This is a genomic window from Balneolales bacterium ANBcel1 (assembly GCA_029688905.1).
GTDB lineage: Bacteria > Bacteroidota > Rhodothermia > Balneolales > Natronogracilivirgulaceae > SLLW01.
The window spans coordinates 257233-283835 of the sequence record JARULB010000002.1; the positions used below are offsets into that span (position 1 = coordinate 257233).

At 50.3% G+C, this 26603-nt stretch carries 22 protein-coding genes; 7 read left to right on the plus strand and 15 right to left on the minus strand.

Features of this window, described 5'->3' with window-relative positions:
* The first annotated feature begins 7 nt into the window (after nucleotides 1-7).
* The gene (cydD, locus tag QA596_03310) at nucleotides 8-1747 is read left to right on the plus strand and encodes a thiol reductant ABC exporter subunit CydD (GenBank protein MDG5766483.1); all 1740 of its coding nucleotides are present in this window, start codon (nucleotides 8-10) and stop codon (nucleotides 1745-1747) included.
* A complete protein-coding gene (cydC, locus tag QA596_03315; protein MDG5766484.1) occupies nucleotides 1744-3504 on the plus strand; it encodes a thiol reductant ABC exporter subunit CydC in 1761 nt (586 codons plus the stop codon). The genes cydD and cydC overlap by 4 nt, the downstream gene beginning before the upstream one ends.
* Before the next feature lie 90 nt (nucleotides 3505-3594).
* Here cydC and QA596_03320 read toward each other — a convergent pair whose 3' ends face one another.
* From QA596_03320 to QA596_03335, 4 genes are all read right to left on the minus strand, one after another.
* Nucleotides 3595-4563, minus strand: coding sequence for a M23 family metallopeptidase (locus tag QA596_03320; GenBank protein MDG5766485.1), 969 nt, complete (start codon nucleotides 4561-4563; stop codon nucleotides 3595-3597).
* A gap of 156 nt (nucleotides 4564-4719) precedes the next feature.
* The gene (gene hprK, locus QA596_03325) at nucleotides 4720-5748 is read right to left on the minus strand and encodes an HPr(Ser) kinase/phosphatase (protein MDG5766486.1); all 1029 of its coding nucleotides are present in this window, start codon (nucleotides 5746-5748) and stop codon (nucleotides 4720-4722) included.
* Between the two features lie 37 nt (nucleotides 5749-5785).
* Nucleotides 5786-6088: a ribosome-associated translation inhibitor RaiA gene (gene raiA / locus QA596_03330; protein ID MDG5766487.1), complete on the minus strand. Its 303-nt coding sequence runs from the start codon at nucleotides 6086-6088 to the stop codon at nucleotides 5786-5788.
* 86 nt (nucleotides 6089-6174) lie between these two features.
* The gene (locus tag QA596_03335) at nucleotides 6175-7110 is read right to left on the minus strand and encodes a tyrosine recombinase XerC (protein ID MDG5766488.1); all 936 of its coding nucleotides are present in this window, start codon (nucleotides 7108-7110) and stop codon (nucleotides 6175-6177) included.
* 247 nt (nucleotides 7111-7357) lie between these two features.
* Here QA596_03335 and QA596_03340 point away from each other — a divergent pair, with 247 nt between their 5' ends.
* On the plus strand, nucleotides 7358-7888 hold the full coding sequence (locus QA596_03340; protein ID MDG5766489.1) for a hypothetical protein: 531 nt from the start codon (nucleotides 7358-7360) through the stop codon (nucleotides 7886-7888).
* Nucleotides 7889-7931: 43 nt separating this feature from the next.
* On the opposite strand, the gene QA596_03345 is transcribed toward QA596_03340, so the two are convergent.
* The 4 genes from QA596_03345 to QA596_03360 form a co-directional block, all read right to left on the minus strand.
* Complete coding sequence (locus QA596_03345; protein ID MDG5766490.1) at nucleotides 7932-8324, minus strand: DUF494 family protein; 393 nt, start codon at nucleotides 8322-8324, stop codon at nucleotides 7932-7934.
* 75 nt (nucleotides 8325-8399) lie between these two features.
* Nucleotides 8400-8822, minus strand: coding sequence for an rRNA maturation RNase YbeY (gene ybeY / locus QA596_03350; GenBank protein ID MDG5766491.1), 423 nt, complete (start codon nucleotides 8820-8822; stop codon nucleotides 8400-8402).
* Between the two features lie 51 nt (nucleotides 8823-8873).
* Entirely contained in the window at nucleotides 8874-9338 is a 465-nt protein-coding gene (locus QA596_03355; protein MDG5766492.1) for a hypothetical protein, read from the minus strand.
* 75 nt (nucleotides 9339-9413) lie between these two features.
* Nucleotides 9414-12383 carry a DUF2723 domain-containing protein gene (locus QA596_03360; protein ID MDG5766493.1) on the minus strand — a complete coding sequence of 990 codons (2970 nt, stop codon included), beginning with the start codon at nucleotides 12381-12383 and terminating at the stop codon, nucleotides 9414-9416.
* Between the two features lie 147 nt (nucleotides 12384-12530).
* Between QA596_03360 and QA596_03365 the strand changes: the two genes are divergently transcribed.
* A complete protein-coding gene (locus tag QA596_03365) occupies nucleotides 12531-15107 on the plus strand; it encodes a M1 family metallopeptidase (protein MDG5766494.1) in 2577 nt (858 codons plus the stop codon).
* Nucleotides 15108-15301: 194 nt separating this feature from the next.
* Here the strand turns inward: QA596_03365 and QA596_03370 are convergent, their stop codons facing one another.
* The 4 genes from QA596_03370 to der all read right to left on the minus strand — a co-directional run bounded on the left by QA596_03370 (nucleotide 15302) and on the right by der (nucleotide 18646).
* A complete protein-coding gene (locus QA596_03370) occupies nucleotides 15302-15949 on the minus strand; it encodes a hypothetical protein (GenBank protein MDG5766495.1) in 648 nt (215 codons plus the stop codon).
* A 10-nt stretch (nucleotides 15950-15959) separates the two neighbouring features.
* Nucleotides 15960-16511, minus strand: coding sequence for a hypothetical protein (locus QA596_03375; GenBank protein MDG5766496.1), 552 nt, complete (start codon nucleotides 16509-16511; stop codon nucleotides 15960-15962).
* Nucleotides 16512-16520: 9 nt separating this feature from the next.
* On the minus strand, nucleotides 16521-17207 hold the full coding sequence (locus QA596_03380) for an NADH-quinone oxidoreductase subunit I (GenBank protein MDG5766497.1): 687 nt from the start codon (nucleotides 17205-17207) through the stop codon (nucleotides 16521-16523).
* A gap of 131 nt (nucleotides 17208-17338) precedes the next feature.
* Nucleotides 17339-18646, minus strand: coding sequence for a ribosome biogenesis GTPase Der (der, locus tag QA596_03385; GenBank protein ID MDG5766498.1), 1308 nt, complete (start codon nucleotides 18644-18646; stop codon nucleotides 17339-17341).
* Nucleotides 18647-18738: 92 nt separating this feature from the next.
* On the opposite strand from der, the gene QA596_03390 reads away from it, so the two are divergent.
* Nucleotides 18739-18975: a hypothetical protein gene (locus QA596_03390; protein MDG5766499.1), complete on the plus strand. Its 237-nt coding sequence runs from the start codon at nucleotides 18739-18741 to the stop codon at nucleotides 18973-18975.
* 29 nt (nucleotides 18976-19004) lie between these two features.
* On the opposite strand, the gene QA596_03395 is transcribed toward QA596_03390, so the two are convergent.
* Complete coding sequence (locus QA596_03395; protein ID MDG5766500.1) at nucleotides 19005-21026, minus strand: ATP-dependent helicase; 2022 nt, start codon at nucleotides 21024-21026, stop codon at nucleotides 19005-19007.
* 140 nt (nucleotides 21027-21166) lie between these two features.
* Between QA596_03395 and QA596_03400 the strand changes: the two genes are divergently transcribed.
* Nucleotides 21167-23068 carry a hypothetical protein gene (locus QA596_03400; protein MDG5766501.1) on the plus strand — a complete coding sequence of 634 codons (1902 nt, stop codon included), beginning with the start codon at nucleotides 21167-21169 and terminating at the stop codon, nucleotides 23066-23068.
* A gap of 35 nt (nucleotides 23069-23103) precedes the next feature.
* Nucleotides 23104-24156: a serine protease gene (locus QA596_03405; GenBank protein MDG5766502.1), complete on the plus strand. Its 1053-nt coding sequence runs from the start codon at nucleotides 23104-23106 to the stop codon at nucleotides 24154-24156.
* Between the two features lie 49 nt (nucleotides 24157-24205).
* On the opposite strand, the gene QA596_03410 is transcribed toward QA596_03405, so the two are convergent.
* Complete coding sequence (locus QA596_03410) at nucleotides 24206-24565, minus strand: response regulator (GenBank protein MDG5766503.1); 360 nt, start codon at nucleotides 24563-24565, stop codon at nucleotides 24206-24208.
* A 109-nt stretch (nucleotides 24566-24674) separates the two neighbouring features.
* A complete protein-coding gene (mutL, locus tag QA596_03415) occupies nucleotides 24675-26564 on the minus strand; it encodes a DNA mismatch repair endonuclease MutL (GenBank protein MDG5766504.1) in 1890 nt (629 codons plus the stop codon).
* Nucleotides 26565-26603: the final 39 nt, after the last annotated feature.

Sequence of the window (26603 nt, forward strand, 5' to 3'; positions counted from 1 at the left end):
GGAAGGAATGACTCGTTACCAGGCCAATCACAAAAAACTCTTCCGACTGGCTGCGACGGAGAAACCGGCCTGGATCGCACTGGGAATACTCAGCCTGTTGTCGGCATCAGCCACCATCGTTCTGATGTACAGCTTGAGCGTGGCTGTTGATGCCGTTTTTATGCGGCAGGCTTCCACCGATACCATCGCGGATACGCTCTATCTGCTGGCAGCCGCGATTTTCGTGCGCGGTCTGCTATTCTGGATCTCCGAAGTTGTTGCTCAACGCTCCGCTTCACGAATTAAAGAGTACCTTCGGGAGCGGCTCTTTGAACACATGCAACGGTTGGGCTCCGGCTGGACATCCCGGGAAAGTAGTGGTGAACTGACGGCAACCGCTGTCGACGGGGTGGAGAAGCTGCACGCCTATTATGCCCGGTTCCTGCCGGCAGGGATTCATATGATGGTTGTTCCCGCGATCATCGCCGTCTATGTTTTCGGAACGGACTGGTTAAGCGGACTCATTCTGATCGTTACGGGTCCGCTTATTCCCGTTTTTATGTCGTTCATCGGGATGAAGGCCCAGGATCAGACCCAAAAACAGTGGAAGACACTTGGGGTGCTGAGTTCACATTTCCTTGATGCCGTTCAGGGTATCAGAACCTTGAAAATCTTTAACCGGACAGATGACAAGCAGCAGGAAATAGCCGATTTCAGCGACCGCTTCCGCAGTACGACAATGGGGGTGCTGAAAATCGCGTTTCTCTCCGGGTTTGTTCTGGAACTTTTTGCCTCGATTGCGACCGCCCTGGTGGCTGTCGAAATCGGAGTTCGGCTGGTTGAAGGCCACATCGGCTTCCAAATGGGTTTTTTTATACTGTTGCTGGCACCGGAGTACTATCTTCCGTTCCGCATGTTCGGAGCCCAGCATCATGCCGGCATGGAAGGCACCGAAGCGGCCGCCAGGATTTTTGAAATCCTGGAAACCCAGCCACCAGAAAACAGAGAAACAGAGCCGGGCTCCCATATCAGCTCCCCGATTTCCATAGAATGCAAAGACGTTTCCTTTGCCTATCCCCACAGCAATCGATTGGTGCTGGAAAAATGCTCCTTTCAGCTGGAGCCTGGAACAGTGACGGCGCTGGTAGGGATGAGCGGTTCCGGTAAAACCACCATTGCCAGACTGCTGACCCGCCAGTATCTTCCGGTCAGTGGTGAAATACTCGTGAATAATACTCCTCTTGCCGATTGCGAGGAAGAATCCTGGCTTTCTCAGGTAGCGCTTGTTCGCCAGGGGATCTGGTTGTTTGATGATACCGTGTTGAACAACCTTGGTATTGCCCGGCCCGGGTGTTCATTTGAAGAAGTTGTGGAAGCCGCGACAGCAGCAGAGGCACATTCGTTTATTCAGAGAATGCCGAACGGGTATCACACCCGACTTGGAGAAGGAGCCGCAAGGCTCAGTGGCGGAGAGCGACAGAGACTCGGTATAGCAAGAGCCCTTCTCAAAGACGCACCTTTCGTGATTCTGGATGAGCCCTCTTCCGCGCTGGATCCTGAAAGTGAACACAAAATATCCCTGGCCCTGGAGCGTCTCCTGGCAGGTCGTACTGTGCTTATAATTGCTCACCGCCTGTCGACGGTCAGGAGAGCCGATCACATACTCGTGCTGGATCAGGGGAGGATACGGTCAGGCGGCAAACATGATGAACTTCTGGAGACAGACCTGCTTTACAGGAGTATGGTAACAGCCTACCGCGAACCATGAAAACAGGTCCCATCACCCATATTACCGGTTTTTTGACACTCCACCCATGGCGGATCACAGCCGCTGTTTTGCTGGGTGCGGGCACAATACTGGCCGGAGTAGGACTCCTTTCAAGTTCCGGATACCTTATATCGGCTGCCGCTTTGCAGCCGCCCATCCTGGATCTGATGGTCATCATCGTATCCGTGCGTTTTTTTGGTATCAGCAGAGCAGCTTTGAGATATGGAGAGAGAATAATATCCCATGATATTACCTTTCGGCTGCTCATGATGTTCAGAGTCCGTTTCTTTCACAATATTTCCAGATTGCCGGCAGGGGTGCTGCAGGGGTACCGCTCGGGTTCCCTGTTGTCATCGGTTACCTCCGACATCGATGAACTGCAAAATTACTATGTCCGTGTTTTTTCACCCGCGATAGTTGCCTTGCTGGTATCGTTGTTGACATTTCTTTTTCTAAACGGATTTAGTGCGCCTGCCGCCCGGATTATGCTGATTCTGCTTTTTTTGAACGGAGTTGCGGTTCCTGTAATCACCCGATACCTGGCCAGGGGATATGGCGAAAAACAGCTCTGTCTGAGAAGCCGTCTGTCCGAGCTTTGGATTGAACACATCCAGGGATTCGACGACATCCGACTTTTCGGGTTACGCTCTGAAAAGCAAAAAAAGTTGCTTCACATTGTAAAGGAGCTTCGACTTTTAGAGTCAAAGCAAGCGTTTATCACCGGTTTGCAGGATACGCTTTCCAATTGGCTGATGTACATTGCGGTATTTCTTTCTCTGATGGTTACGGTTCCCCTCGTAGTTGGAGGAGCGTTATCCGGGGTAATGGTCGCGCTGGTGCTCTTGGGAGTGATGGCCTCGTTTGAGGCTACACAAAACCTTGGAACGGCTTTCCAGTATCTTGAATCAACAGAAAAATCTGCGCGACGGCTTTTGAAACTGCAATCCCGGATTCGCGACAGCGAGGAAGAAGCGAGGCCGGGCAGCGGTGCCCGCGACGAGAGCCCAAAGAACGCATCCAAAGCCCACATTCGGTTTTCAGGGGTCACGTTTGGCTACGATGGCAGACCGGTTCTCCGGGATGTCACTTTTGATCTGCCGGCTACACATCACATGGCCGTTGTGGGTCCAACCGGCGGTGGAAAAAGCACCATTTTCAATTTGCTGCTGCGGTTTCATGACCATGACGAAGGATCAATTTACCTGTCCGGAAAAAACCTGGTTGAAACATCACCCGATGACGTTCGCGCAAAATTATCGGTCGTGGATCAAAACACCTATATATTCCATGATACACTGAGGAACAACCTTCTGCTGGCACAAAACGATGCCACAGACCAGCAGTTGGCAGCGGCACTGGAGCAGGCCGGCCTGCATGAATGGTTCATCAAGCTTGAACACGGGTTATCGACCGTACTGGACGAACACGGAGGAAGTGTGAGCGGTGGCGAAAGGCAGCGTCTGGCGATAGCTCGAGCTCTGCTGAAAGAGAGCGAAATCTGGCTTCTGGATGAACCCACGGCCAACCTGGACACCATAACGGAAAAAGCACTGGTCCAAACAATCCAGGAGAACATAAAAAATAAAACGGTAATCTGGGTCACTCACCGGCTTGTGGAAATGTTTCAGTTTGATGACATAGTGGTTCTCGGGGAGGGAAAGATTGTACAACGGGGCCGGCATGAAAAACTTCTGCAGCAGGAGGGATGGTATCGCTCAATGATAGCGCTTCAAAATGATGTATTGCCTGATAAATAGAAATCAGTCAGGCAGAAGGAGGGTTCTGGATGCAGGTATTAGAAAAAGGAAGGGGGCGGGGCGGCGTACCGGACACCGGCCCGGTTTCAATCAATCCATGGAATAGATACTGCTGTCGGCAATTCTCTGATATTCGATATACTCTTCCGGAGTAATATCTGCAAACATGTAATTCAGGGGGTCAACCGGTCTTCCGTCCCTACGAACCTCATAGTGAAGGTGTGGACCGCTTGTGACACCGGAATTTCCACTTCTGGCAACAAGTTGTCCGCGGGATACCTCCGTACCGGGCGAGATGCCATCAGCAACGGCAGAAAGGTGAGCATAACGGGTCTCGTACCCGTATCCATGATCGATGACCAGCATCAGTCCGTAGGTTCCGCGCCTGCTTGTGGATTTCACCACACCGTCGCCGGTTGCATAAATCGGAGTGCCGGTACGTGCACGAAAATCAACCCCTTCATGCATCCGGTTGTAGCCGAGCACCGGGTGGCGGCGCATTCCGAATCCGCTGAGCAGGATGCCGCTGACCGGACGAATCGCCGGAATATTGCGCATCAGCTCCTGATTCTCGTTGTAATGCGTTTTGATTTCTTCAAAACTCAGTTTTTGAATATTAAGACGCCTTTCAATACTCTCAAGATTGCTGGTGGTCCAACGAAGAATATCTGCGGCACCCGAACTGTAGGCATCAAAACCCGCATGCAAGTCTGCTCCGCCAATTCCGGCCTGACGCTCGTCATCCGAAATAGGATCAATACCCAGCACTGTGCGGTATAATTCATTGTCTGTACTGGCAATATCCGCCATCTGCTGATCCAGTATCATTATGGCAGAACGAGTCTCTTCGAGCTGATTGTGCAGGGCCCGGTTCTCAGCTTTCAGCGCGATTTCTGCAGGTGTCCCGACGGCATAGGCTAGCACAACAAGAGAGAGTGCACTGATCACTACACCGGAAAGAATCCATACTCCAAGAGTATATATCACTTTCTCGGAAGGTCGGAATACAACCGGAACAAACTCGCACTCCTGTTTATCGTAGTAAAAGTAGTTATTCAAAACGGACCTTGATTGTTAGATGTTACCCGGGAAGCAGAGACCCTTACTTTAGAATACAGAAAAATTGAAAAGTGTTGCCAATAATTTTTGTATCAAAATACTTCCTTTGCATCATTCCTGCGGCTTTAATTTACAAATTCATATCAGTAAAAACCATTACTCCAAATCCCCTTCGAAATACTCTACGGCGCGCTGAATAATCGGGCTCCGCGATGATTTCTCGGAGATTTTTTTCTGAATCTTACTCTGGAATGCTTTTGCCGCATCGTACCCATAATTGGAATGAAGGTGATTCATTGCAATAACTTCAGCGATTACCGTTATGTTTTTTCCGGGAGTAATGGGGAGGTTAATGGTCGGGATGTTCACACCAAGCACCTCGGTGCTTTGCCGGTTCAACCCGGTCCGGTCGATATGTCTCGAATCATCCCACAGGCTCAACTCGAGAATCACTTCAACTCTTTTCTGGTATCGGATTGACCGTATCCCAAACATGGACAATACATCAACAATTCCAAGCCCTCGAATTTCCATGAAATGCTTGTTGATTTCGGTAGGAGAGGCGATCAGAATATTACTCTTTTTGGTGAGGATGATAACGTCATCAGAAACCACACGATGGCCTCGCTCAACCAGATCCAGCGCAACTTCGCTTTTTCCAATTCCGGATTTCCCGGTAATCATGATTCCGACACCATAGACATCCACCATGGATCCATGGACCATGGTTTGATCGGCGAACTGATCCTCCAGAAAGTCCCTTACCAGAAACATGAACCTGGTTGTCTCCATGGAAGTGTGAAATACCGGGATTCCGGCATCTTCGGCCAATTCCAGAAATTTTGCCGGCAACCGGTTGTTATCGGTCAGAAAAATTACAGGTACCGAAAATCGGGTAATATTCCGAAACGCGTCAAGGCTGGCCTCCTCACCTGTGTACCGGATATACTGGCTTTCGCTGTTGCCGATAACCTGGATCCGGTGATGAGAAAACAGCTCTACATAACCCGCAAGTGCGAGTCCGGGCCGGTTGAGATCGGTGTCGGAAATCAGACGGCTCTGACTGGTTTCTTCCGATACTGCCGGAGTGACATCCAGCTTGAGCTTGTTCCGCAATTGTTCAACCAGAAAAGCAACCGTAATATGCTCTTTTCTGGGAATGGATTTCAGGTCTTTAAGTGACATTCCTGTATGGTTGTTCGATCCCTGTGTGGGGGAGGCGTCAGCCTTTGGAAAAACGTTTATTTTTATACTTGAGAAGTTGCTTCCGAAGGCTGTCGACCGCCGATCGGATTGCCTGCTCATACGCCGGACCTGTTTCGGAGGCATTTAACAGGTCGCGTTTGACCTTGACGGTCAGTTCTGCCCTTGCCGGTTCATCATCGTCAGGGGTGGGTATCAGCACAATATCGCAGGAGAGAATACCATCATAGAACCTTGTTAACTTATTAACCTCTTCTGCTGCAAAGTCCTGGAGGTTCTGGCTCGCGTCAAATTTTCGGGCAGTGAATGTGATATTCATCATATAAATCAGGTTTTGATATGAGATATGGTGTTGTACGGTAACCGGAATATCCGATTATATATGAAAAAACAAAAATGGTGCCTGTTTCAGTTCTCATCCCGGGTATCCGCTCTGGGATGAGCCGACTGGTAGGATTTTCTCAGGTGCTCTATGCTGGTTCCGGTGTAAATCTGGGTAGCGGACAAATCCGCGTGTCCCAGCAATTCCTTGATCACCCGTATTCCTGCTCCCCGATCCAGCAGATGCGTTGCAAAACTGTGGCGAATGGCATGCGGACTCTTGCAGGTGACTTCGCTCACCCTTGAGAGATAGCCGCGCACTTTTCGCTGAATAAGCCGGGGGTAGATCCTTTTTCCCGTATCGGTGAGAAACAGGGCGTTTCGATCATCTTCTACCGACTTTTTTCCGATCAGCTCCGAGCGGCACTCCAGGTAGCGGACAAGCGCCTCCCTGGCGGTATTCCCAAATGGAATCACCCGTTGTTTTGATCCTTTTCCCTGTACCTTGACGCGGTTATTATTTACATCGATATCCGGCATGTTGAGCGTTGTCAATTCGGACAGGCGCATCCCCGAGCTGTAAAGCAATTCTAGAAACGCAAGATCCCGTTTACCACCGGCCGTTTCTGTGTCAACCAGCTCCATCATGAGCTCAATTTGTTCCGGCCGGATAGATTTCGGAAGCTTCCGGTCTTTTTTGGGGACCATCAGCAATTGAGCCGGATTGTGATGAATCATGCCTCTTTTATAGCAATACTTCAGGAAAGAGCGAACCGATGCCGTTTTACGAGCCAGGGTTGTTTTGGCGTACTTTTCCTGCATCAGCGATCCCAGCCAAAGACGGATTATCAGCCTGTCGATTCGGCGGTAGTCAATGGCCTCCGGGTCAGTTTTCCACTGCTCGCAACAGAAGTCTAAAAACTGTCGCAGGTCGCGCTGATATGCCTGACGTGTATTTTGTGAGGCATTCCGCTCAACTTCCATAAATCGAATAAAACGATCCAACAGTTTGTAACCGCTCATAATGTAAATGTGCAAATCGGAGAAATTACTTGTGACGGACAGTGAGAACTCGGAGGTATTGCTGCATGTAAAAGCGAATTCGTGTCCTTTCTTTCAGTTTATGCAAAACAAAGGCTTTAAAAAATTATTAAGAAAAATAAATGTAAGGATCAATATGAAGCGTAATCATTAGACATGAATCGTCTTGGGATTCTATCTGCCTGTTTATATACATCATACCAACAACCCCTTGATTCCGGAGGAAGCCATGGATAATGCCAAATTTGACCTTGTTGGTCTTTCTTTCAGGGAACTGTCTATGTCAATTACGGTACTGCAAAATCAAATAACGAAAATTAACAAAGTTTCGGAATGGGCGAGCTTGCTTGGATATTCAAGATCATATTTTTGCCGCAAATTCACTGCGATATATGGTGAAAATCCAAAATATGTGTTAAGAAGGGCGAAGCTGCTGAGTATTTGCAAGGCGATCGAATCGGACTGGTCCGCCACATCCTATAAAGTTGCCAGGGAGGCCGGCCAAACCGATGAAAAAGCCATGCTCAAGTTTCTCTCCAGAAACTATAATACCGGGTTTGTCAATTTGAGAAACTTTTTGAAGAGACAAGTATTCCAGAGAAGAAAACTGACTAATGGTGATGGGACCGCTACTCTTGAGATACCCATGCTGTTACAAAATGCCGAGGTGGAGAGGTTACTGCTCAGGGATTCGGAGGAAGCATACCTCAAACCGTCTGGACCGTCGAAAGTTGCCAATGGAAGCAATTTCAGCAAATAAAGCTAAAACTGTCACTTATACAGTACCTGGAGACCAGTGGCGTTCAGTTTATCATTTCGTTTCCCCTGAGTCCGGCAGTTGGATGTTGTGGTGAACGCTTGTTTTCAAACAGCAAGCCAGCCACCCATTGTTTAATTTCTGACGGGTCACTGACTCCTTCCGGACGAAATACCGCAATTTCGATCAGGCGCTCCATTTCTGAAGCATCCAGAATTCCCAGATAATACAAATCCAGCAAATATCCGTATGCCTCGGGTGATATTTGAATTCGCTCGCTGGGATGCAGTACTCTTGGGGCAGGCTTGTGTCCCGGGTCTCTTTTTTGCTGCGAAATCTCGCCGTTTTCATATTTATGCATTAGCCAGGAATAAGCCGCGCTGATTTCGGCCTTGTTGTAGCCTTTCAGCCTATCCAGGCTGATATCTTTCAGCCGCATGCCGATATGAACTCTTCTGACCATATAGATGATCAGATCAACCACATTATTGCTCATGGAAAATACTCCGTGTGTCTACCCAAGATAAAAATTTTCGAGCCGCCTCATATCATGTTTTTCAGCCTCTGACGCATCATCATAACCGACAAGGTGAAGCAGCCCGTGAATAACGACGCGTTTAACTTCGATATCGAACGGTTCGCCATGCTCGGCAGCCTGACGCGCTATTTGCTGTGCACAGCAATATAGTGTCCCTTCAAGGGGTTTCGAATGATCCTCGTACGGAAATGTCAATATATCCGTAACATAATCATGCCCAAGATATTTTCGATTCATTTCAAGAATGGTATCGTCATCCACAAATACAACTTCAATCTCAAAAAACGAACATGATTCTTTTTCTTCGATACGTTTTATGACGTGCTTCAGATATGTTTCATCAAGGGGTACAGATATCCCGCTTTCGTTGAAAATGCAATATGAGACCGATGAGTTCAATTCGCCTGGGAAATGATGTGCAACGACAGTTAGCGTGAGATCGGCCCGGATTCAGTTCTCGTCGTCGTCAAACCTAAAATCTTCAAAACCGACCGTCTCTGTAAGCGAAAGCGCAACGCTGCACATCATCACTTCCGGAGGAAGTTCGGTGAAGTCGCCTTTCAGCAACGACTCCCTCACATTGGCATACAGACTGCATCCGGCTTCTTTTTCAATGATAAGGCCCGAGATCCGGTCGCCGTCCTTGCCAAAAAAAGTAATCTGGTTGAGCAGTTCACTGGCTACAAATGCGGTACAGTTGTGGAGCTGGAGAAAGGAGTCGTGTGTATATGCCGAGATAAGATTGGTTTTTTCACCATTTCCAAGAGACAAGCCAAGATGGATCTCCAATGCAATTTTTCTGCCGGTTTGACTGTCTGCAATTTCGAAGCGATAAACCGATCCGCTTATTTTGGGATTGATATCAAGCACTTTTGCAATTGCTGCAATATTTTCCTCGGAAAAAGTGTGGATCATGAGAAATGTGAGGTTGGCGAACCGTCTATGATTAGCTAATTCAAATATAACGCAAGTTCAAGAATAATGGAACATCTATTCATCGCCAAAAAGGCTTCTGACACGCTGCCGGTTTTCCGACCGGGTAGCAGGGAACGGAAGGCGGTCATCGGTTACCTCGGCAATAAAAGCTGCAACTTCAGCGGCTTCTTCATCCATATCGTTCATATAGAGAATTCTTTGAATGATCATGTAACGGCTTGAATCATAGGAGAGATCGCGGATCAGTTGCTGCCGGTCATCCATCAGACCGTTGAGGCGGTTCTGCATGGTCCGGCGCCTTTGACTGCTAATCGAGGCTCCCCGGTCGCTAATTCGGCGCTCAAGCTGATCTATTTCGTCTTCAAGCCGATTCAGATTTTGCATGTATCTGCGGAAAGAACGGTCAAGATCGGTTCGTGCCATACCGGCCAGTTCCAGGGCACGGTCCAGAACATCAACCTGCGCATAACGGTAGGCATAGTTCAGGATGGATGTCGGATCCCCCATGATCGTACTGAAAGGAACCTTTTCTTCGCCCCAGCGCAGCCAGTAGGCGGCACTCTCTGGCTCTCCGCCCCGCATGAACGCTGCCGCCTGGCGGATAACAATAGTGCGATAGTTATCCATCATGCGCCGGATATTTTCGTCAAAATAGGCGGCCTCGTTGTTTACTTCTCTCAGCCTGAACGACTTAAGCCTTTTACCGTGAATCTCGGTGTCAATTTCGTTATCGGTTCGGAAGGGCACCACCCTAAACGCTTTGCCCTCCAGCCGGAAATAATTCTGCAGGTTCATCTGGCCATCACGTGCAACGGTCGTTGAAAAGTAAACAGGGCGGACCCACCGGTTGGTTCTCAGTATTTCGAGAACCATATCATCCTGAATCCTTGTATAATAGAGATCATTGCCTCGTTGGTCCCGTCCCAAAAAGGTTCCTTCAAAGTGCCAGGTCACCTCTTCATCCAGGTCGGAAAGAGGTACTCCAAACCCCATTTCTTCGGGGATATCACCATCCGGAGCCCATCTGAAATCCTCTTCACCCGCATATACGCGTCGCAGGAAATCAGCATCAACCGGAATGGTTATATCGCCGGGTTGATGAAAATCGGAAGATCTCCGGAAGTTGAACTTTTCTCCAAGGCGATCGACTTCGGCATCAGTCAGGTCGATGGGAACCGGCGGAGAGTCATAATTCCAGAGATTTTTCATCTGTTTGATGTACCACTCGGTGTTTAGCAAACTAAGGTTCACCACGCGCACATCCGTCCGAATTCCTCTTACTTCCTGCAGATACCAGAGGGGGAAGGTATCGTTGTCACCATTGGTGAACAGTATGGCATATGGAGCCGTACTGTTCAGGAGGTTATAGGCATAGTCCGGAGCCACATAGCGAAGGCTTCGATCGTTGTTACTGTACGTCTGGCTGCCAACCAGAACGGGAACGGCCAGCGCCAATACAAACAGGGACCCGTAGGCGGCTGCCTTGTTCGCCTTCAGGTAGTGCTTGACAAGTTCAATGATGCCGGTAGCCCCCAGTCCGATCCAAATGGAATAAGCAAAAAAGGACCCTGTGTAGGAATAATCCCTTTCCCTGGGCTGAAACGGGGTTTGGTTCAGGTATGCCACAATGGCCAGGCCGGTAGCTGTAAACAGCACCAGCACCCCCAGAGCCCTCTTCCAGTCGTTTCGGAAGTGATAGAACATCCCAATCAGGCCAAGCAGAAACGGCAGGTAGAAAAACCGGTTATGCGCGGGATTATCCCGGAAATCGCTGCTTCCAAATCCGGAAATCCAGTGCGCATCCTGGTAGTCGCTGTCACGGCCGATAAAATTCCAGGCGAAATAGCGAAGATACATGTGACCCACCTGATAGCTGAGGAAAAAGTGAAGATCGCTTCGGTATTCGCTGTATTTTCTCTGATGGCGCTGATCGGGCGAGTATCGCCGAGGGAACAGCTTCGGGTTTTCGCGGTCAATTGAACCCACCTCGTTATTGTAGCTCGCTCCCCTGAACAGAGGCTGCTGGCCATATTGCTCTCTTTTGAGATAGGCGATAAAGGAATCTACCTCATCCGGAGAGTTCTGGTCAATGCCCGGGTTTACCTGCGACCGGATATAGATCATCGAATAGGTGGAGTAACCCACCAGAATCAGCATGTAGCCCAGCAGCAATATATTGGCGGTCCGGTGTCCCTTTTTATGGGTATAGTGGATACCATAGGATAGCAAAGCGGCGAACAGGGTAAAAAAAGCGAGTGGCCCCAGCATGTCGCCGGTTAGGTTGGAAAATGATCCGGCCAGGGCGGGCAGCTGAATGATGGTCAGAGGATAAATCAGAAAGAAAATGCCGATCGAAGCAGCCGAGGCTATGAAAAATGTCCGGAACTCAAACTCAAATTTGCGGAAATAGATGATGAGCCCGACAAAAAAGATGGCCAGCAAGCTCAGCAAGTGAACTCCGAAGGCAAGGCCGAACAAAAAGGTGATCAGCAGGAGCCAGCGCTCATTGCGAAGAGCGTTATGATTCTCGGACCATTTCAGCACCAGCCAGACAACCAGTGCCGTAAAGGTCAGTGAAAGGGCATAGGTCTCCGCTTCAATGGAGGTAAACCAGTGACTGTCTGAAACGGCAAATGTAAGCGCCCCAATCAGGCCGCCTCCATACAGTCCGATTCGGTCAATCACCGGATAGGTATCTACATCATACCCTTTGAACTCACGGACAAACCGCACGATTATCAGGTAAAGAAGCATGATCGTGGTGGATGAGGCCAGCGCACTCATCAGGTTGATCATGTAGGCCGCAGATTCGGCTCCGGTAAACATGGAAAAAAACCGACCCAGCAACAAATAGAAGGGGGTGCCGGGAGGGTGGGGGATCTGAAGCCCGAAAGCACAGGCGATACGTTCACTGCAATCCCAGAAGCTGGCTGTCGGCGGAAGCGTAAGTACATAGAGAATCAGTGCAATAAGAAAAGCGGCTGCTGCAAAAAACTTGTTAAGCGTTTTATGGTCCGTCGACATTGTCTGGATTAATTTGAAAAGAATGGGGAATTTGCCAACTTATGATGGTTATCAGAACACGTAATAATAGGAAGAGCCTGTTCATTAGTCAAAGAACAATTGATGGCTCTGGATTGAAAAAATCCGGCCCAAACTACATCAAACCGAATGAATAACCTGACTAAAACTATCGGCATCAAACAAGGTAACGCCCTTCTCATATGTGTTATTTTGGGGGTTTTATTATCAACTTCCTGCTCGAACCTGACCTGGATTGAGCGCCAGGAGCCGATCCAGGAGGAGTGGATCATTCCGGAGGGACCAACACAGACTCTTAGGGAGCGTACCTGGGATTTGCATCATCAAAAGCTGTGGGTGCGTTTTGATTTCGACCGGGAACAGGTGATTGGGCGGACCGAAATGCTTTTCACCAGTAAGCAGGAGCAATCGGAACTTGTTCTCGATGCCAAGACCATGGAGTTTTCTGAAATTACCGAGATCGGGAGCCGCACAGGGTTTGATTTTCGGCAGGATTCGGCCATAGTCACAATAGATCTGGACCGCAGGTTTGAAGCAGGAGATACGCTGGCCCTTGGAGTTGCGTTTATTTCATCGCCGCCCAACAGGGGCCTCTATTTTGTGAATCCGCGTGGTGAAGATCCTGTCAAGCCTACTCAGGTATGGACGCTCGGCCAGCCGGAAGACAACAGTTTCTGGTTTCCAACTATTGATCATCCGGCCGAAAGAACCACCCAGGAGACCTGGATAGCCGTCCCTCCGCATTTCAGCACCCTGTCGAACGGTTTACTTATGGAAAGCCGCGTGAAGGAGGGAGACTCGCTGCGCACCGATTACTGGGTCATGAATTACCCGCATGCACCGTACCTTTTCGCTCTTGCGGTGGGTGAGTACGAAATTGTGGAAGAGATACGGGACGGTATTCTGTATCGCTATTATTATGAACCGCAATATGCAGAAACCGTAGGCAAGATCTACAGAAATACGGTGGACATGGTTCGGTTCTCCGAGGCAAAAACCGGCAGGACCTACCCATGGGACCCGATTTATGCGCAGGCCCCGGTACATGACTTTATTGCCAGAGGTATGGAGAATACGACCGCCACACTATTGTATGATGCCGTGCAGTTCGACCGTAGGGCTGCCATGGACTTGTGCAATCAGGATCTGATCATGCATGAGGTGATTCACCAGTGGTTCGGAAACCTTGTTACAGCCAGGGACTGGGCCAATCTTCCTCTGAACGAAGGTTTTGCAAACTATATTGAAGCTTTATACCGGTTGCATACCGATGGTGTCGATGCTTACTTGTGGAAAAATCAGCAGAACAGAGTTCTCTATTTTGATGAAGCAACACGCTATCGGAGGCCTGTCATTTTTGATCAATACCTTGAACCGGAGGATATGTACGACCGGCATACCTACCAGAAAGCAGGACAGATTCTGCGGATGCTTCACAATTATCTTGGTGACAGTACCTGGCAGGATGGAACCCGGCTTTGGATTGATCGATTTGCATTTGATTCGGTCGATGTTTTTGATCTGCAGGAAGTGTTTGAAGAGGTTTCCGGAGAAGATCTGTCATGGTTCTTTCAGCAATGGTTTCTGGAACCCGGGCACCCAACCCTTGACGTCCATATCTCGACTGCAGGACAGAGCGCGGAGCTGACTGTGCATCAGGTACATGACATGGAGCGGCAACCGGTGTACCAGCTCCATCCTGAAGTGCTGATCGAATTTCGGGATGGCAGCACCTCAAGAAGAAGATTCACCATCGACAAAGAATCGGCGGAGTTCACCATTGTGACCGACAAGCACATCCGGGATATCGTTTTTGACCCCAACAGAGTACAGCTTGCCGAATACATCTTGAGCATCGATGATGAAACCCTTCTGTACAGACTGAACAGCGAACACCTTCTGGTTCGGTCTGAGGCCATCTCTCTGATAGATCCATCCGCCGGCAGCTCCGATGAACTCATCGCCAGGATTACTGAAATGGCTATCTCAGATAGTTTTTGGGGCACCCGGCTCCAGGCGATGCAAATGCTTGCCGACTGGAAGGCCCAGGGTGTTGCACTTCCTGATGAGGAGGTTAGAAAAATTGTAGCGGGGACGATTTTTGAAAATGAGCCGGACTACAGAGTCAGGCAGGAGGCGCTGTTTCTGCTTTCCGCATTGAATATGAATATTGCCGACAACCGTGGTTTTACAGAAACCCATCTGAATAAAATGCGAAGTGACACAAGCTACTTTGTTGCTGCAAGTGCTATTAGGATCACAGGTGAGCTATTTCCGGAAAATGCCGTTGATTTGGTTGGCCCGTATTCCGTGGTGGATTCCTATCAGGATGTTATTAAGGAGGCGGTCACAGAAGTATTGATAATGGCGGAAGACACTTCGGCAGTTTCTTATTTACTGCGGCTTGGTGCGGAACCCGGTGACAGGACATACACGTACCGTGCACTGCATCATTTGGCGGAAAACATACCGAATATCTCACCGATGTATGAAGATCGGGTACGCCGACTGTTTGCCGAGCGGATTAGGGATCCCTATAGAAGCTATCGGATGCTTGCTTACCAGGCACTGGCCGATATGTCAGCCGTGGAGTATATTCCAGAGCTTGAGCAGCAGGAGGATCATGAGCGTTTTGATGAAGAGGAACGCAGAGCGCTGAATCACTCCATACGCATCCTGAAGTACGAATTGGAAATCGCAGAATAACAGTTGTCGCATAATTAATATTATGTAAACTCGTCTTATGGTTTCACTAAGGTCCGAGTGTATTCTGTTATTATGGCCGACTTTAATGTCCCTTCCCTTTTCTGCTATCAGCCTGAAATAATTTTGCTGCTTCATCAAAACCAGTCAGCTGACAGTTGGATAGATAAAAAGTCGCCTCACAGTAGCGGCCTTAATCACTCAAACCAAATGTCTTTACGCTGCTCTTTTGATCTGCTCTCTTCTTCCGGTTGATAGACCTGCTGATAACCAACGGTAATGACCAGAATTCCTGTTGCTGTAAACAGCGCCCATCCATATTCCGGAAGGACAAAAAACCGGTCTGGTAGATGAAACAGCACATAGGTTATCAAAAAGAATAGCAATCCTACCAGCATGTAAGCAAACACGGCGTTCACGGAAGTTCTGTAACTGTAAATCAGCAGGCCGATGATTAAAGCACCTGCCTGATACAGGGATATGATCCAGTTTTTAAGAACCGGCATCTCCACCACCAGTGGATAAAAAAGGATCAGCAGCAGCGGAAGCAGTGTAAATGATCTTGGAAAACGTGTCATTACCGGCTTGAAATCTCTTACAAGTGCGGCTGCTGCAGAAAGCAGAAAAGAGACGGCGAATACCGTTGACCAGTCATCAATAAAGCTTGCATCCAAAATGGGGAAAAACTCTTCCAGAAAGCCTGATATGGAGATTATGCCAACAAAAATGCAACTGATTGCCAGGCAGCAATGAAAAATCCTGCGGCTCTCCGAAAAGAACTTGAAAAACTGAATGGTAGCGTAAAAAGAGGTAATAAACAGGATTAAACCGGAAAAACCAGTCATTGCGTGTATCTTAATGGGATTCGGGTTTTATCGACCGGTCAGTATCAATAGCCTGGACTCTTTCGGCAACTTTTCTGAGCTGGTCTCGATCCAAGGTAACCAACTCCTGTAGAATATCATAGAACAACCATTCCCTATCCCTTGCGACAATCTTCCTGTTGCCGGTCCGCTTTTGATGTGTTTCCAGCAATACCAGCAATTCCTTTCTATTTGCAATGATGAGGTCAAACAGGGTCTCGTCCGGTTCGGCATTTGCAGCGGGGTCGGCATGGCGGTCCGTTTTTCCGGCTGGATTGGTCTCGGGCTGCAGCACTATCCCCAAATTCACTTCCACTGCAATCGGACTCGCTCCATCATCATCAATAACACATTTTCGCACAATCTTTTCCAAAAACACTGATTGAACGGAATCAATATGCGAAACGATATCCAGCACCGATTCCTGTTCCATGGGCCTGTCGCGATACGGGATGGCATCGATAACGCTTTTCAGTGCTTCCAGCTCATCGATGAGATAGGCGAGGTCCGACAGAATGATCTCACGGTCAGCGGATGGTTTCATAAATGAGCCTTATTCCCGGTCGAGTTGAGGTTGTTTCCCCTCTTTCCTCTGCTGCTCAATCATTTCAACCAGAGACAGGCTGGTTTCCCAGCGCTTGTCGCGGTTACGAACCGAGTGAATGTTGTTTTCCTCCTGAAAATTCCAGAACTGTCCGAATTGGCGGTTTTTGTATTCTCTCAAAAAATCGAGTCTTTCCTGAAGCTCTTCCTTGGCCACCAGCAGCTTGGACTTGTCGTAAACCGCCTCTTCCCTATTGGCGAATACCAGGTCGTAGTCCTTGCTCATGACGATCGCCTCTTCCGGGCACACCTCTTCGCAGTAACCGCAATAGATGCAACGCAGCATGTTAATCTCAAAAAAGTCGGGGTACCGCTCCTTGGGGTCATCGCTGTTTTCGGAGGCCTGCATGCTTATGGCGAGCGGCGGGCATGCGCGCGCGCACAAGCCGCAAGCAACACATCGCTCCTGTCCGTTGTCTTCAACCAGCACCGGCCGGCCGCGAAAAATGGGAGGCGGATCAAACCGTTCCTCAGGATACTGCATGGTGAATTTCGGCTGAAACATCTGTTTCAGGGTGTACCACAATCCGCGCAACACTTCAGGCAGGTAAATACGCTCCAGAAAATTCAGGTTGCGCTCATTGCGAGGGTCACCGTGAACCGCGTTCGTTCTTGGCTTTTCCAGATTTTCGGGCATGTAACAACTCGTTTTGTTCTGTTCAAACGTTCGAAATTAACGTTTTTTTGATAGAATTTGATAGAATCTGATTTTTAATAAGTGCCCTAAAAATAACGCATGGGCGGGTTCATTCAAAAAAAAGCGTGAAATTACTTTTCCTTGAAAACCATGGTCACGGGTACTCCCTTGAAGCCAAACGTTTCACGGAGCCTGTTCTCAATATATCGTCTGTAGTTTGCAGGAAGCTCTCGGGGCACATTCATAAAAAAGGCAAATACCGGGGGCTTGTGCTTGACCTGGGTCATGTATTTGATTTTCAGCTGATGTCCCCGTACAAACGGCAGCGGCCGGATTCGGGTGATCTCCTCCAGGAACCGGTTTAAGCGGGATGTCGGGATCTTCTTGCTTCGTTCCTGAATAATCTCCTCACACTCCTGCAGCACCCGGTGGATTCGCTGTCCGGTTTTGGCGGATGAGGTGATCACCGGCACAAAGTCAAGGCTTGGAACTCTTTTGTGGATCCGGTCGATATACGATTTTGCGGTATTGGTCTCTTTTTCGACAAGATCCCATTTGTTGAGTACGATGACCATGCCTTTGTTGAACTTCTCGGCCATACGCATTAGCCTGACATCCTGCACCTCGAATCCCTGATGCGCATCAACCATAATTACGGAAACATCGCACTCCCGAATGCTTTTCTCTGTTCGCAATGTGCTGTAAAACTCAATGCTGTCGGTGATTTTTGTCCGCTTGCGGAGCCCGGCCGTATCAACAAGCGTGTAGGTCTTGTCCTGGTAATCGAGCCGGCTGTTGACGGAATCGCGGGTCGTGCCGGCGATATCCGTGACAATGCAGCGTTCATCCTTCAGAAGTGCATTGATCAGGCTGCTTTTACCGACATTCGGTCGCCCGACAATAGCGATTTTCGGCCAGGGTTCAACGGAATCCTGCTCCGTTTCCTCTGGCAGCCGGGTCACAAGATAATCGAGCAGTTCCCCCGTGCCGGTACCGGATAGTGCCGAAACCGGGAAAATGTGCTCAAAGCCCAGTTTGTAGAAATCGGAAGCGCCCCACGATTGATCGGTTTTATCCGCCTTGTTGGCAACTACCAGCACCGGTTTATCCTGTTTTCGAAGGATATTGGCGACCACCTCATCATCGCCGGTAAGGCCGATTTGAACATCCACAACGAAAACGATCACATCCGCTTCACGGATGGCAATTTCCACCTGGTTGCGAATTCCTGTGACGATGACATTCCCCTTGTCCGGCAAATAGCCTCCGGTGTCGATCACTGTAAAATCTCGCCCGTTCCAATAGGACTCTCCGTAGTGCCTGTCTCTCGTGACACCGGACACATCATCAACAATGGCTTGCCGCTCGCCAAGCAACCTGTTAAACAGGGTGGATTTTCCGACGTTCGGCCGGCCTACAATTGCAACTGCTGGAAGCATATCTCTGGCTCTAAAAACGATTAACCGTATATTTCAGGTGTTTTTTTTGTAATTTGAGAAGATACGCAACCTTACCCCGGAAAAAAACCGACATGCTACAGGTTATTCACGATACGTTCGGTACCGTAGGTTCCATCCTGGTGGCCCTGCTTGCCTTCGCCTTGCTCATCTTCTGGATCGCCGCCATCTCCGGCATTCACGAATACCCCTATTCCGACAGGAAGAAGCTGCTAATTACTGCAGGTTTCATCCTGTTCCCTCCCTATGCTTTAGTCTGGCTGGCCAAAGACATGTACCGCCAGTACTCGATTCTGAAAGGCAAAGGATAGAGTATTCAAGTGGCAGGAGAAGGACTCCGTCACACCTCCCCGGACCCGCTCTGTGTCGCATCCGACAGTTGCTTTTGGGGCGGAGCCTCCTCCAGATACCACGGTTCGAGAACGTTTTCGGGCACATTGGAGAGAAAGCGTGACGGATTGGAAAAGAAATCTCCGTAAGTGCCGTTTTGTGTGACCGGGTAGGTCACAAACAGCCGTTCCCTGGCACGGGTGCAGGCTACATAGAGCAGCCGGAGCTCTTCATCCAGGGCCGACACGTTTTCAACGGAGTAGCCGGACGGGATAATGCCGTCCAGGCATTGGATGATAAATACGGTATCCCATTCAAGCCCTTTGGCTGAATGAATGGTACTCAATGTAAGCGGGAGTTCGTCCCGGCTTTTTCTTTCGGTGTCCACGGCCGTTGCTTCGATCGGATCGAGGGTCAGTTCCTGCAGCAGTTGCCTGAAAGAGCGGAAGTTGCTGCACAGGTTGCCAAACGCCTCCAAATCTTTTTGCCGTTTGGGGTAGTCGTCGAATTTCTTTTTGCAGATGGGCATGTAGTACTCGACGACCGCTTCCACCGCTTTTGAAGGTGTGCTTTCCATGGAACGGATTGCAGCGAGCACACCGCTCAATCGCTCAAGCTGCTCCCTGTAGCCCTTGCTGACGATCTCCGTTTCATGCAGCTCCCGGTTCTTGTTCATTTGCAGCCACAAAATCAACTCATCGGCGGTTTTGGGTCCGATGCCCTCCAGCAGGGTCAATATCCGGCTCCATGCAATCTGATCGCCTGGATTAACGATGACCCGCAGGTGCCCCAGCACATCCCGGATATGTGCCGCCTCGGCAAATTTCTGTCCGCCGAACTTGCGGAACGGGATATTGTTTTTATTGAGCTCCCACTCAAGGTCATAGGAGTCGCGACCGTTTCGGAACAGCACGGCAATTTCATTAAGCGGCACCTCCTGTTCGCGCAGCCGCAGCAGCATCTGGGCCACAAACCGTGACTGATCACGCTCGTTGGGAGCCCGTACCAGTCCGGGCAGATCCCCGTCCGTCCTGTCGGTATAAAGATTCTTGCTGTACTTCTCTTTTGTCTTGTCCAGCAATGCGTTGGATAGATCCAGAATGGGCTTTACCGACCGGTAGTTCTCCTCCAGCTTGATGATTCTGCAGTTGGTGTGCTCCGACGGAAAGGACAGAATATTCTTGTGGTCGGCCCCGCGAAATGCGTAAATGCTCTGGGCGTCGTCACCGACAGCCATTATGTTGTGGTGGTATGACCCGAACAGCCGTACCAGTTCCGCCTGCAGCGCGTTGGTATCCTGATACTCATCCACCATGACATGCCGGTTACCGGCCGCCACCTGGTTCCTGACATCCTCTTCCTGGAGCAGCAGACGCCGGGTCAACACCAGAAGGTCATCAAAGTCCATCACGCCGTTCTCTTCCTTGAACCGTTTGTAGCGGCCTGATATCTCATCCAGGAGGTCATGATGCTCCAGAAACTGCGGATATTCATCGGAAAGAACATCATGCAACGTCTGTTTCTTGTTGATAGCGGTGGATATCATCGCCTGGATGGCCTTTTTGCCGGGAAAACGCCTGACCCCGGAAGTACGCACGAATGCCGCCCGGATGTGATGGATGGCGTCCATGGCATCGGCCTGATCCAGAAGCGTGAAATTTGCGGGATACCCGATGCGTTCCGCATAGCGGTGAAGCAGTTGATTACAGTAAAAATGGAACGTCCCTCCTTTCACCCTGGAACAGCGCTCATCGAGAAGCCCTGATGCCCTTTCGAGCATTTCGCGCGCGGCACGCCGTGTAAAAGTAAGCAGCAGAATAGATTCGGGCGGTGTACCATCTTCCACCAGACGGGCCACACGATAGACCAGAGTCCGGGTTTTTCCGGTACCGGCACCGGCAACAACCAGCGCAGCCCCACGGTCGTGCATAACCGCTTCGCATTGCGCCTCATTCAACACCTCGCGGTACGCAATGGCATACTGTGTACCCCTGGCTTTTGGATCCTCGTTGTGTAATACGAATTTTTTCATAGCAGTATGCAGGTCACGAAACATGTGCAATATATGTCATATCACAAACAAACACCACAAGCCGATATCAGAAAAAATTGGATAATAAACATTCAAAAAATGAGTCAAATCATTGTATTTTCCTTCAACTACGTTGCTTTTTGAAATTATTAATGATGCGCGCTCTTTCTCTTTTCCTTTTACTGCTGTTCTCTTCTCTTCTTCTGGTTCATTGTGGATCTGCAGATCCTGACCGTGAAGCCAATCGTCTGTTTGTGGAAGCATTCACGCTGGTAGAGCGTGCAGGCGAACAGGAGCGTGAGAGTCTGCGGGAGGCCCATCAAAACTACCAGCAGGCGCTGGCCAATATCGACAGGATCATCGAAGAGTATCCGGAGACCCAGGTGGCGGTCAATGTCACCCAGCAGCAGACCCGCATCGGTGAGATGACGATTGGGGAGCTGCGGCGCAAGGTCCCGGTTTTTGAAGCCCGTGCCGGTGCGTTGGCCGGTTTTCCAGAGATGTCCCGGTATCTGATCGGCCGAATCGGTGATGAGGTGACCCGCGCCGAGCGGTTTATCCGATTGGGGCACTGGTACCATGAACACGGTGAGAGTCCGGCCGAAGCACTGGAGCAAGCCGCCCAAATCGCTCACAGGCACTGGAGCACCGAAGTCTCCGACCCCATTTATAACAAATTGTCTGTTGCGTATGCGCGTTTCGGTGAGTGGCCGGAAGCGCTGGAACTGGCAGATCGCATCCAGAACAGGCAACTTCTTTTCGATGCCCTTGAAGCGATCATCGGCAGCGGCTATGTAGCGCAGGGACAATATTCCGGTAATGATCCCCTGTTGCGACTCGTGGAGTTTGCAGGCCCGACCCGCTCGGCGGGACTTCGAGCCGATCTGGTCCGGGAGCTCTTCGGACATGGCCTGGAGGAAGCGGCGCTGGATTTGGCCGATCTGCCGCTGCCAGATCCCGAAGGTGACGCCCTCGCTCACATAGATGCACTCACAGGCCTGGCTGAAGCCTATGCCTCTAACGGCGCCTTTGAGCCCGCCCGGCATGTCATTGAGCAGATCAAGCGGCTGGATGAGGACTACGCCGATTTTGCCTTGCGTGATTTAAGTATTGAACTGGCATCGCGGAGGATGATGGAGGATGCGATTGCGGTCGTTTCCGGTTTTGACCGTGATTATTTCAGGGAAACCGCCTTGGCAGGGATAGCGGTGGAATTTGCCAGAAACGGTCAGGTTACCGAAGCCCTGAACATTCTTGATGAGGTTCCGGATCAAACCGGGGAAAAACTTGACGCCTATGTAGAAATCGCCTGGCTGCTCACCGACTTCATGGACCATGAGCGTTCCGACTCGCTGCTGCAGATCGTCCGGCCTCTTATGGAGGATGGAACCTCTCCCCTTCAGAAAATTGAGCTGAAACTCAGGATCACCGACATATATGTGATGAGAAATACGCGACCGGAAGCGGCGGAAACACTCCTCCAGACCGGTGAGATATTATCCGATATCACCAGTACCGGTCACCGGAACCGGTTCCTGCACAGAATCGCGCATAAATGGCTGAATCTCGGCCGACCCGACCGCATCCTGGATATGGCGGCACAATTTGACATGGAGCATGAGCACTTTGACCGGTTGTTCACCGAGTTGCTTGAGGCTGCGGTCGATGCCGGCTATAACGACCTTGCGCTTCGGCTGGCCGGTATGTCAAACAGGCAGCACTACTATACTTATCGCCTGACCGATATCCATATCCGGCAGAACCAGTTTGAACGCGCCGCCAGGATTGCCTACGATATTCGCAACTACTACTGGCGAGTGCTGGCTCTGGCAGAAGCCTCACAGGGTTTTGCCGGTAGCGGCGACGAGTTGCTGGCTGCAAAAGCCGCTGCGGATACGTTGCAATTCCTCAGCCGCATCCGGTTGGCCGAGGAGAGCGAAGAGGCCTTGGAGTATGCCTCATCCAGAATGGCCTCGGCAGGTATCACAATGAATAATGAGCTTCAATCGTTGGCAGAGAGCCTTATCGGCAACCTGCAATAGCTGGTTGCCTCACCCTTTACCTCCGCACCGGCGTCATGAAAAGAATATGCAGCTACCTTAAGGTGCTTCTCCTGCTGGTTCCCGGTTTTGTTCTGTCCAGCTGTACCCGTACCGTCGAATACGTTTTCCATCAGCCCCCTTCAGAAGAGACGTACCTGACCGGCTATCCATTCGGGAACACGGGACCGTATCTGGAGAAAATGATGCAATCGGTCAAAAGGGTAACCAGTACCGCCTACTACACCACCTATCTCTTTGATCCGGCGGATCAACTCACTCCCGCCAGTTTAACGGATCCCGACTCTCCGGAGGTTTTATCCTACTCCCGGTATTCTTCAAACCAAACTTCTGCCGGCACCGCTGTTGTCATATACAGCTCTGCACAGAGGGTCGGCCTGCTCACCGCCAACCATGTTATATCCAAACCCGATACGGTTTATCAATTTGCCGATGCCGATGCCGATGCCGAAATTCTGGAGAGTGTCACAATCAGGCAACGACAGGTCAACTGGCTGATCGATACTGCGTTTCTCGGCTCATTCGAGGTCCTGGCAGCCGACGAAAGCGCCGACCTTGCCATTATCGGAGCCCGTATCGATCAGGTTGCTATCGACGGATCCGTGCGTTCGCAATTTCCGGTATTTCCGTACCCATTTGGTGAGCCTCAAGAATTGACACCCGGTGCATTTACCTATGCCTTTGGATACCCGCGCGGTTACCCCATGGTAACCACCGGAGTCGTCAGTAACCCCAACCGGGGTGAATACCATGCGTTTATAACTGACGCCCTGTTCAATCCGGGATTCAGTGGCGGAGCCGTAGTAGCCATAAGGGATAATGTCCCGGACTTTGAGTGGGTGGGCATGGCGCGTTCCGCTTCGGCGAGCAGTGAGTGGCTTATTGTTCCTGACGAAGACATAGCCATGCAACAGATTCCACACCATCCCTACAGAGATGATATCTATGTAAGGGAAAGATCACGCATCGACTACGGCATCACACATATCGTCCCTGCTACACGAATTAAACGATTCCTGCTTGAATATGAAGAGCTGTTGGCAGGAAAGCGGTATCGAATCCGTTTATAAGCATATATCGACTGAACAGTTTGGAAGCAGATAAACCGAACTGGTATCCTTATCTGCTCTCCGGGGTGACAGCCTCGTTGAATTTTTTCAAATCGAAGGGTTTGCTCAGGATCGCCAGCGGCCGTAACGGCTCTGTCCTTTCCCGGACATGTTCAAGAGCACTCCCCGTGACGAAAACCAGTTCCGGTCTGTGCTCAATGTCGATGCCGCTCACTGCATCAATGCCATCCAGATCGCCGTTCAGTTCCACATCAACAAGAATCAGATCGGGGCGATACTTTTCGACGTTTTTTGCCAGGTCCTCTCCCCTGTCAAGACTGGCGACAACCTCGTATCCCGATTTTTGGAGCTCCTTACCCATGAACAATCTGATAATGAAATCATCTTCAATGATAATTGCAGATTTCATAATGCTGGAGCAAATTGGAAATAATTGAAGGAATGGATTTTGTGATCTAAACAGCTAATATGATTTATTTTTCGCAGGGAGTCAAGCCGCTGAAACAGCGAAACCGCCATCAACGGAACATGGCCCTGATTTCATGTATCGAAAGCGATTTAATGGTGGGCCTGCCAAGTGGGTCCTGAAACGGATCATCACACGCAAACAATTGATCCACTAGAGATTCCATTTCTTCAGCGGATAGTCTTTTTACTCTTGGAATAGCCGCTCTGTTGGCCAGGGCCAGGGCCACCCGTTCTTTCTCTCCCAGCGACAGGTTGCCGCTCATCTGCTTGTACTGTTCCAGCACAGACTCAAGAACATGCTGCTCGTTGTCAAGCCGGATATCTGAAGGCACGCCCAGTATCATGGCCGAGTTGCCGCTGAGCATCTGCACGTTGAAACCCATGCGGGTGATAACGGGATGCAGCTCCTTCAACAGGCTGAAATCGGAAGCCGAGAAATTCACTGTAAGGGGGAAGAGCAGTTGCTGTGTGCTTGGCAGACCGCTTTCCGCCTCGCTCAATACCTTTTCGTAGACGATGCGCTTGTGGGCGGCATGCTGATCCATGATGAACATGCCGTTCCTTGTCTGCGACAGTATGAACTGGTTGTGAAGCTGCCAGAACCCGGTTTTAAATCCATGACCCGGTTGCGTATCCGGCGGCTCACCCTTTTCGGCACCCCGGAACGGCATACCTTGCTCCGGACGATCATGTGTGCGTTCGCGGTCCCCATGCCGGCCGTAGAGTGCATCCGCCGCGTTGCCGGGCATAGGCTTCCGTCGATATCCGAAATCCCGAAACACGGATCCGGGACCGGTGCCGCCTCCTGCCTCGTCCTCCCTGTCTATGGATCTGTTTTCCGGCCCGCTCCCCCCTGTTTCCCGGAAGCCCTGCTCCAGCCGTGCCGCGGGTGAAATCACCGGAGTTTCATCAGGATTCCAGACAGGCACTCTCATATGATCATTCAGAGCCTTTTTAATCACCGAACGGGTGAATGTAGAGATCATCCGTTCATCTTCAAACTTGATCTCCTGTTTGGTGGGGTGCACATTCACATCCACCATCTCGGGATCGACCTCAAAAAACAGGGCATAAAAAGGATACTGGTTCTCCTGGATCCAGTCCTTGTATATCTCCTGAATGATATAGTTGAGGTGCCGGTGCATGAATGGCCGGTTGTTGATAAACAGAAACTGTTCCCCACGCGATTTTTTTGCCAGTTGCGGGTCAGATATCAGTCCGTGGATACGCACCAGGCTGGTGGATTCCTCCACGGGAATCAGGCTGGCCCTATAGGCTTTTCCGAACAGTTCGGCTATGCGGCTTTCGCGGTCACGGGTATGCAGGCGATAAATAATCTCTCCGTCTGCTTCCAGGTCAAACATGATTTCCGGATGGGCGATGGCCGCCTGGTGAACAACCAGCAGAATGTGTCGGAATTCGGTGGCGTCGGTCTTCAAAAAGGCACGGCGGGCCGGTACATTATAGAACAGGTTTCTCACGGTGACGGTGGTTCCGTCTTCAGCGGCGGCCGGATCGAGGCGAATCTCCTCTCCTCCACGCACTTCGTATTCGAAGCCGTTGGGATCTTCCACCCTTTTAGTGGCCACTGTAACCTGGGAAACCGAGGCGATGGAGGCCATGGCCTCACCACGGAACCCCAGCGTCCGGATGTCCATGAGGTCCTCAACCCGCATCAGCTTGGAAGTGGCATGTCGCTTGAAACAGAGTCGCAGGTCTTCATGAGCCATGCCGCAGCCGTTATCCCTGACCTGGATAAGCGTTCTTCCGGCATTTTGCAGTACAATGGCAATCTGATCGGCCCCGGAGTCGATGGCGTTGTCCAAAAGCTCCTTAACGACCGACGCCGGCCGCTGAACTACCTCTCCTGCCGCAATTTTGTTGGATACTTCCGGTGGTAATACTTTAATCAGGGAGTCGGTGTCGCCTGCTTGTGACAAAATAGTTATTCGCTTCTGTGTGGTTGGGGATATCGTATT

Coding starts and splice junctions, on each gene's coding strand:
- cydD (MDG5766483.1), top strand. CDS start 8: ATGACTCGTTACCAGGCCAATCACAAAAAACTCTTCCGACTGGCTGCG.
- cydC (MDG5766484.1), top strand. CDS start 1,744: ATGAAAACAGGTCCCATCACCCATATTACCGGTTTTTTGACACTCCAC.
- hprK (MDG5766486.1), bottom strand. CDS start 5,748: ATGTCACTTAAAGACCTGAAATCCATTCCCAGAAAAGAGCATATTACG.
- raiA (MDG5766487.1), bottom strand. CDS start 6,088: ATGATGAATATCACATTCACTGCCCGAAAATTTGACGCGAGCCAGAAC.
- QA596_03335 (MDG5766488.1), bottom strand. CDS start 7,110: ATGAGCGGTTACAAACTGTTGGATCGTTTTATTCGATTTATGGAAGTT.
- QA596_03340 (MDG5766489.1), top strand. CDS start 7,358: ATGGATAATGCCAAATTTGACCTTGTTGGTCTTTCTTTCAGGGAACTG.
- QA596_03345 (MDG5766490.1), bottom strand. CDS start 8,324: ATGCGGCTGAAAGATATCAGCCTGGATAGGCTGAAAGGCTACAACAAG.
- QA596_03355 (MDG5766492.1), bottom strand. CDS start 9,338: ATGATCCACACTTTTTCCGAGGAAAATATTGCAGCAATTGCAAAAGTG.
- QA596_03360 (MDG5766493.1), bottom strand. CDS start 12,383: ATGTCGACGGACCATAAAACGCTTAACAAGTTTTTTGCAGCAGCCGCT.
- QA596_03365 (MDG5766494.1), top strand. CDS start 12,531: ATGAATAACCTGACTAAAACTATCGGCATCAAACAAGGTAACGCCCTT.
- QA596_03370 (MDG5766495.1), bottom strand. CDS start 15,949: ATGACTGGTTTTTCCGGTTTAATCCTGTTTATTACCTCTTTTTACGCT.
- QA596_03375 (MDG5766496.1), bottom strand. CDS start 16,511: ATGAAACCATCCGCTGACCGTGAGATCATTCTGTCGGACCTCGCCTAT.
- QA596_03380 (MDG5766497.1), bottom strand. CDS start 17,207: ATGCCCGAAAATCTGGAAAAGCCAAGAACGAACGCGGTTCACGGTGAC.
- der (MDG5766498.1), bottom strand. CDS start 18,646: ATGCTTCCAGCAGTTGCAATTGTAGGCCGGCCGAACGTCGGAAAATCC.
- QA596_03390 (MDG5766499.1), top strand. CDS start 18,739: ATGCTACAGGTTATTCACGATACGTTCGGTACCGTAGGTTCCATCCTG.
- QA596_03395 (MDG5766500.1), bottom strand. CDS start 21,026: ATGAAAAAATTCGTATTACACAACGAGGATCCAAAAGCCAGGGGTACA.
- QA596_03405 (MDG5766502.1), top strand. CDS start 23,104: ATGAAAAGAATATGCAGCTACCTTAAGGTGCTTCTCCTGCTGGTTCCC.
- QA596_03410 (MDG5766503.1), bottom strand. CDS start 24,565: ATGAAATCTGCAATTATCATTGAAGATGATTTCATTATCAGATTGTTC.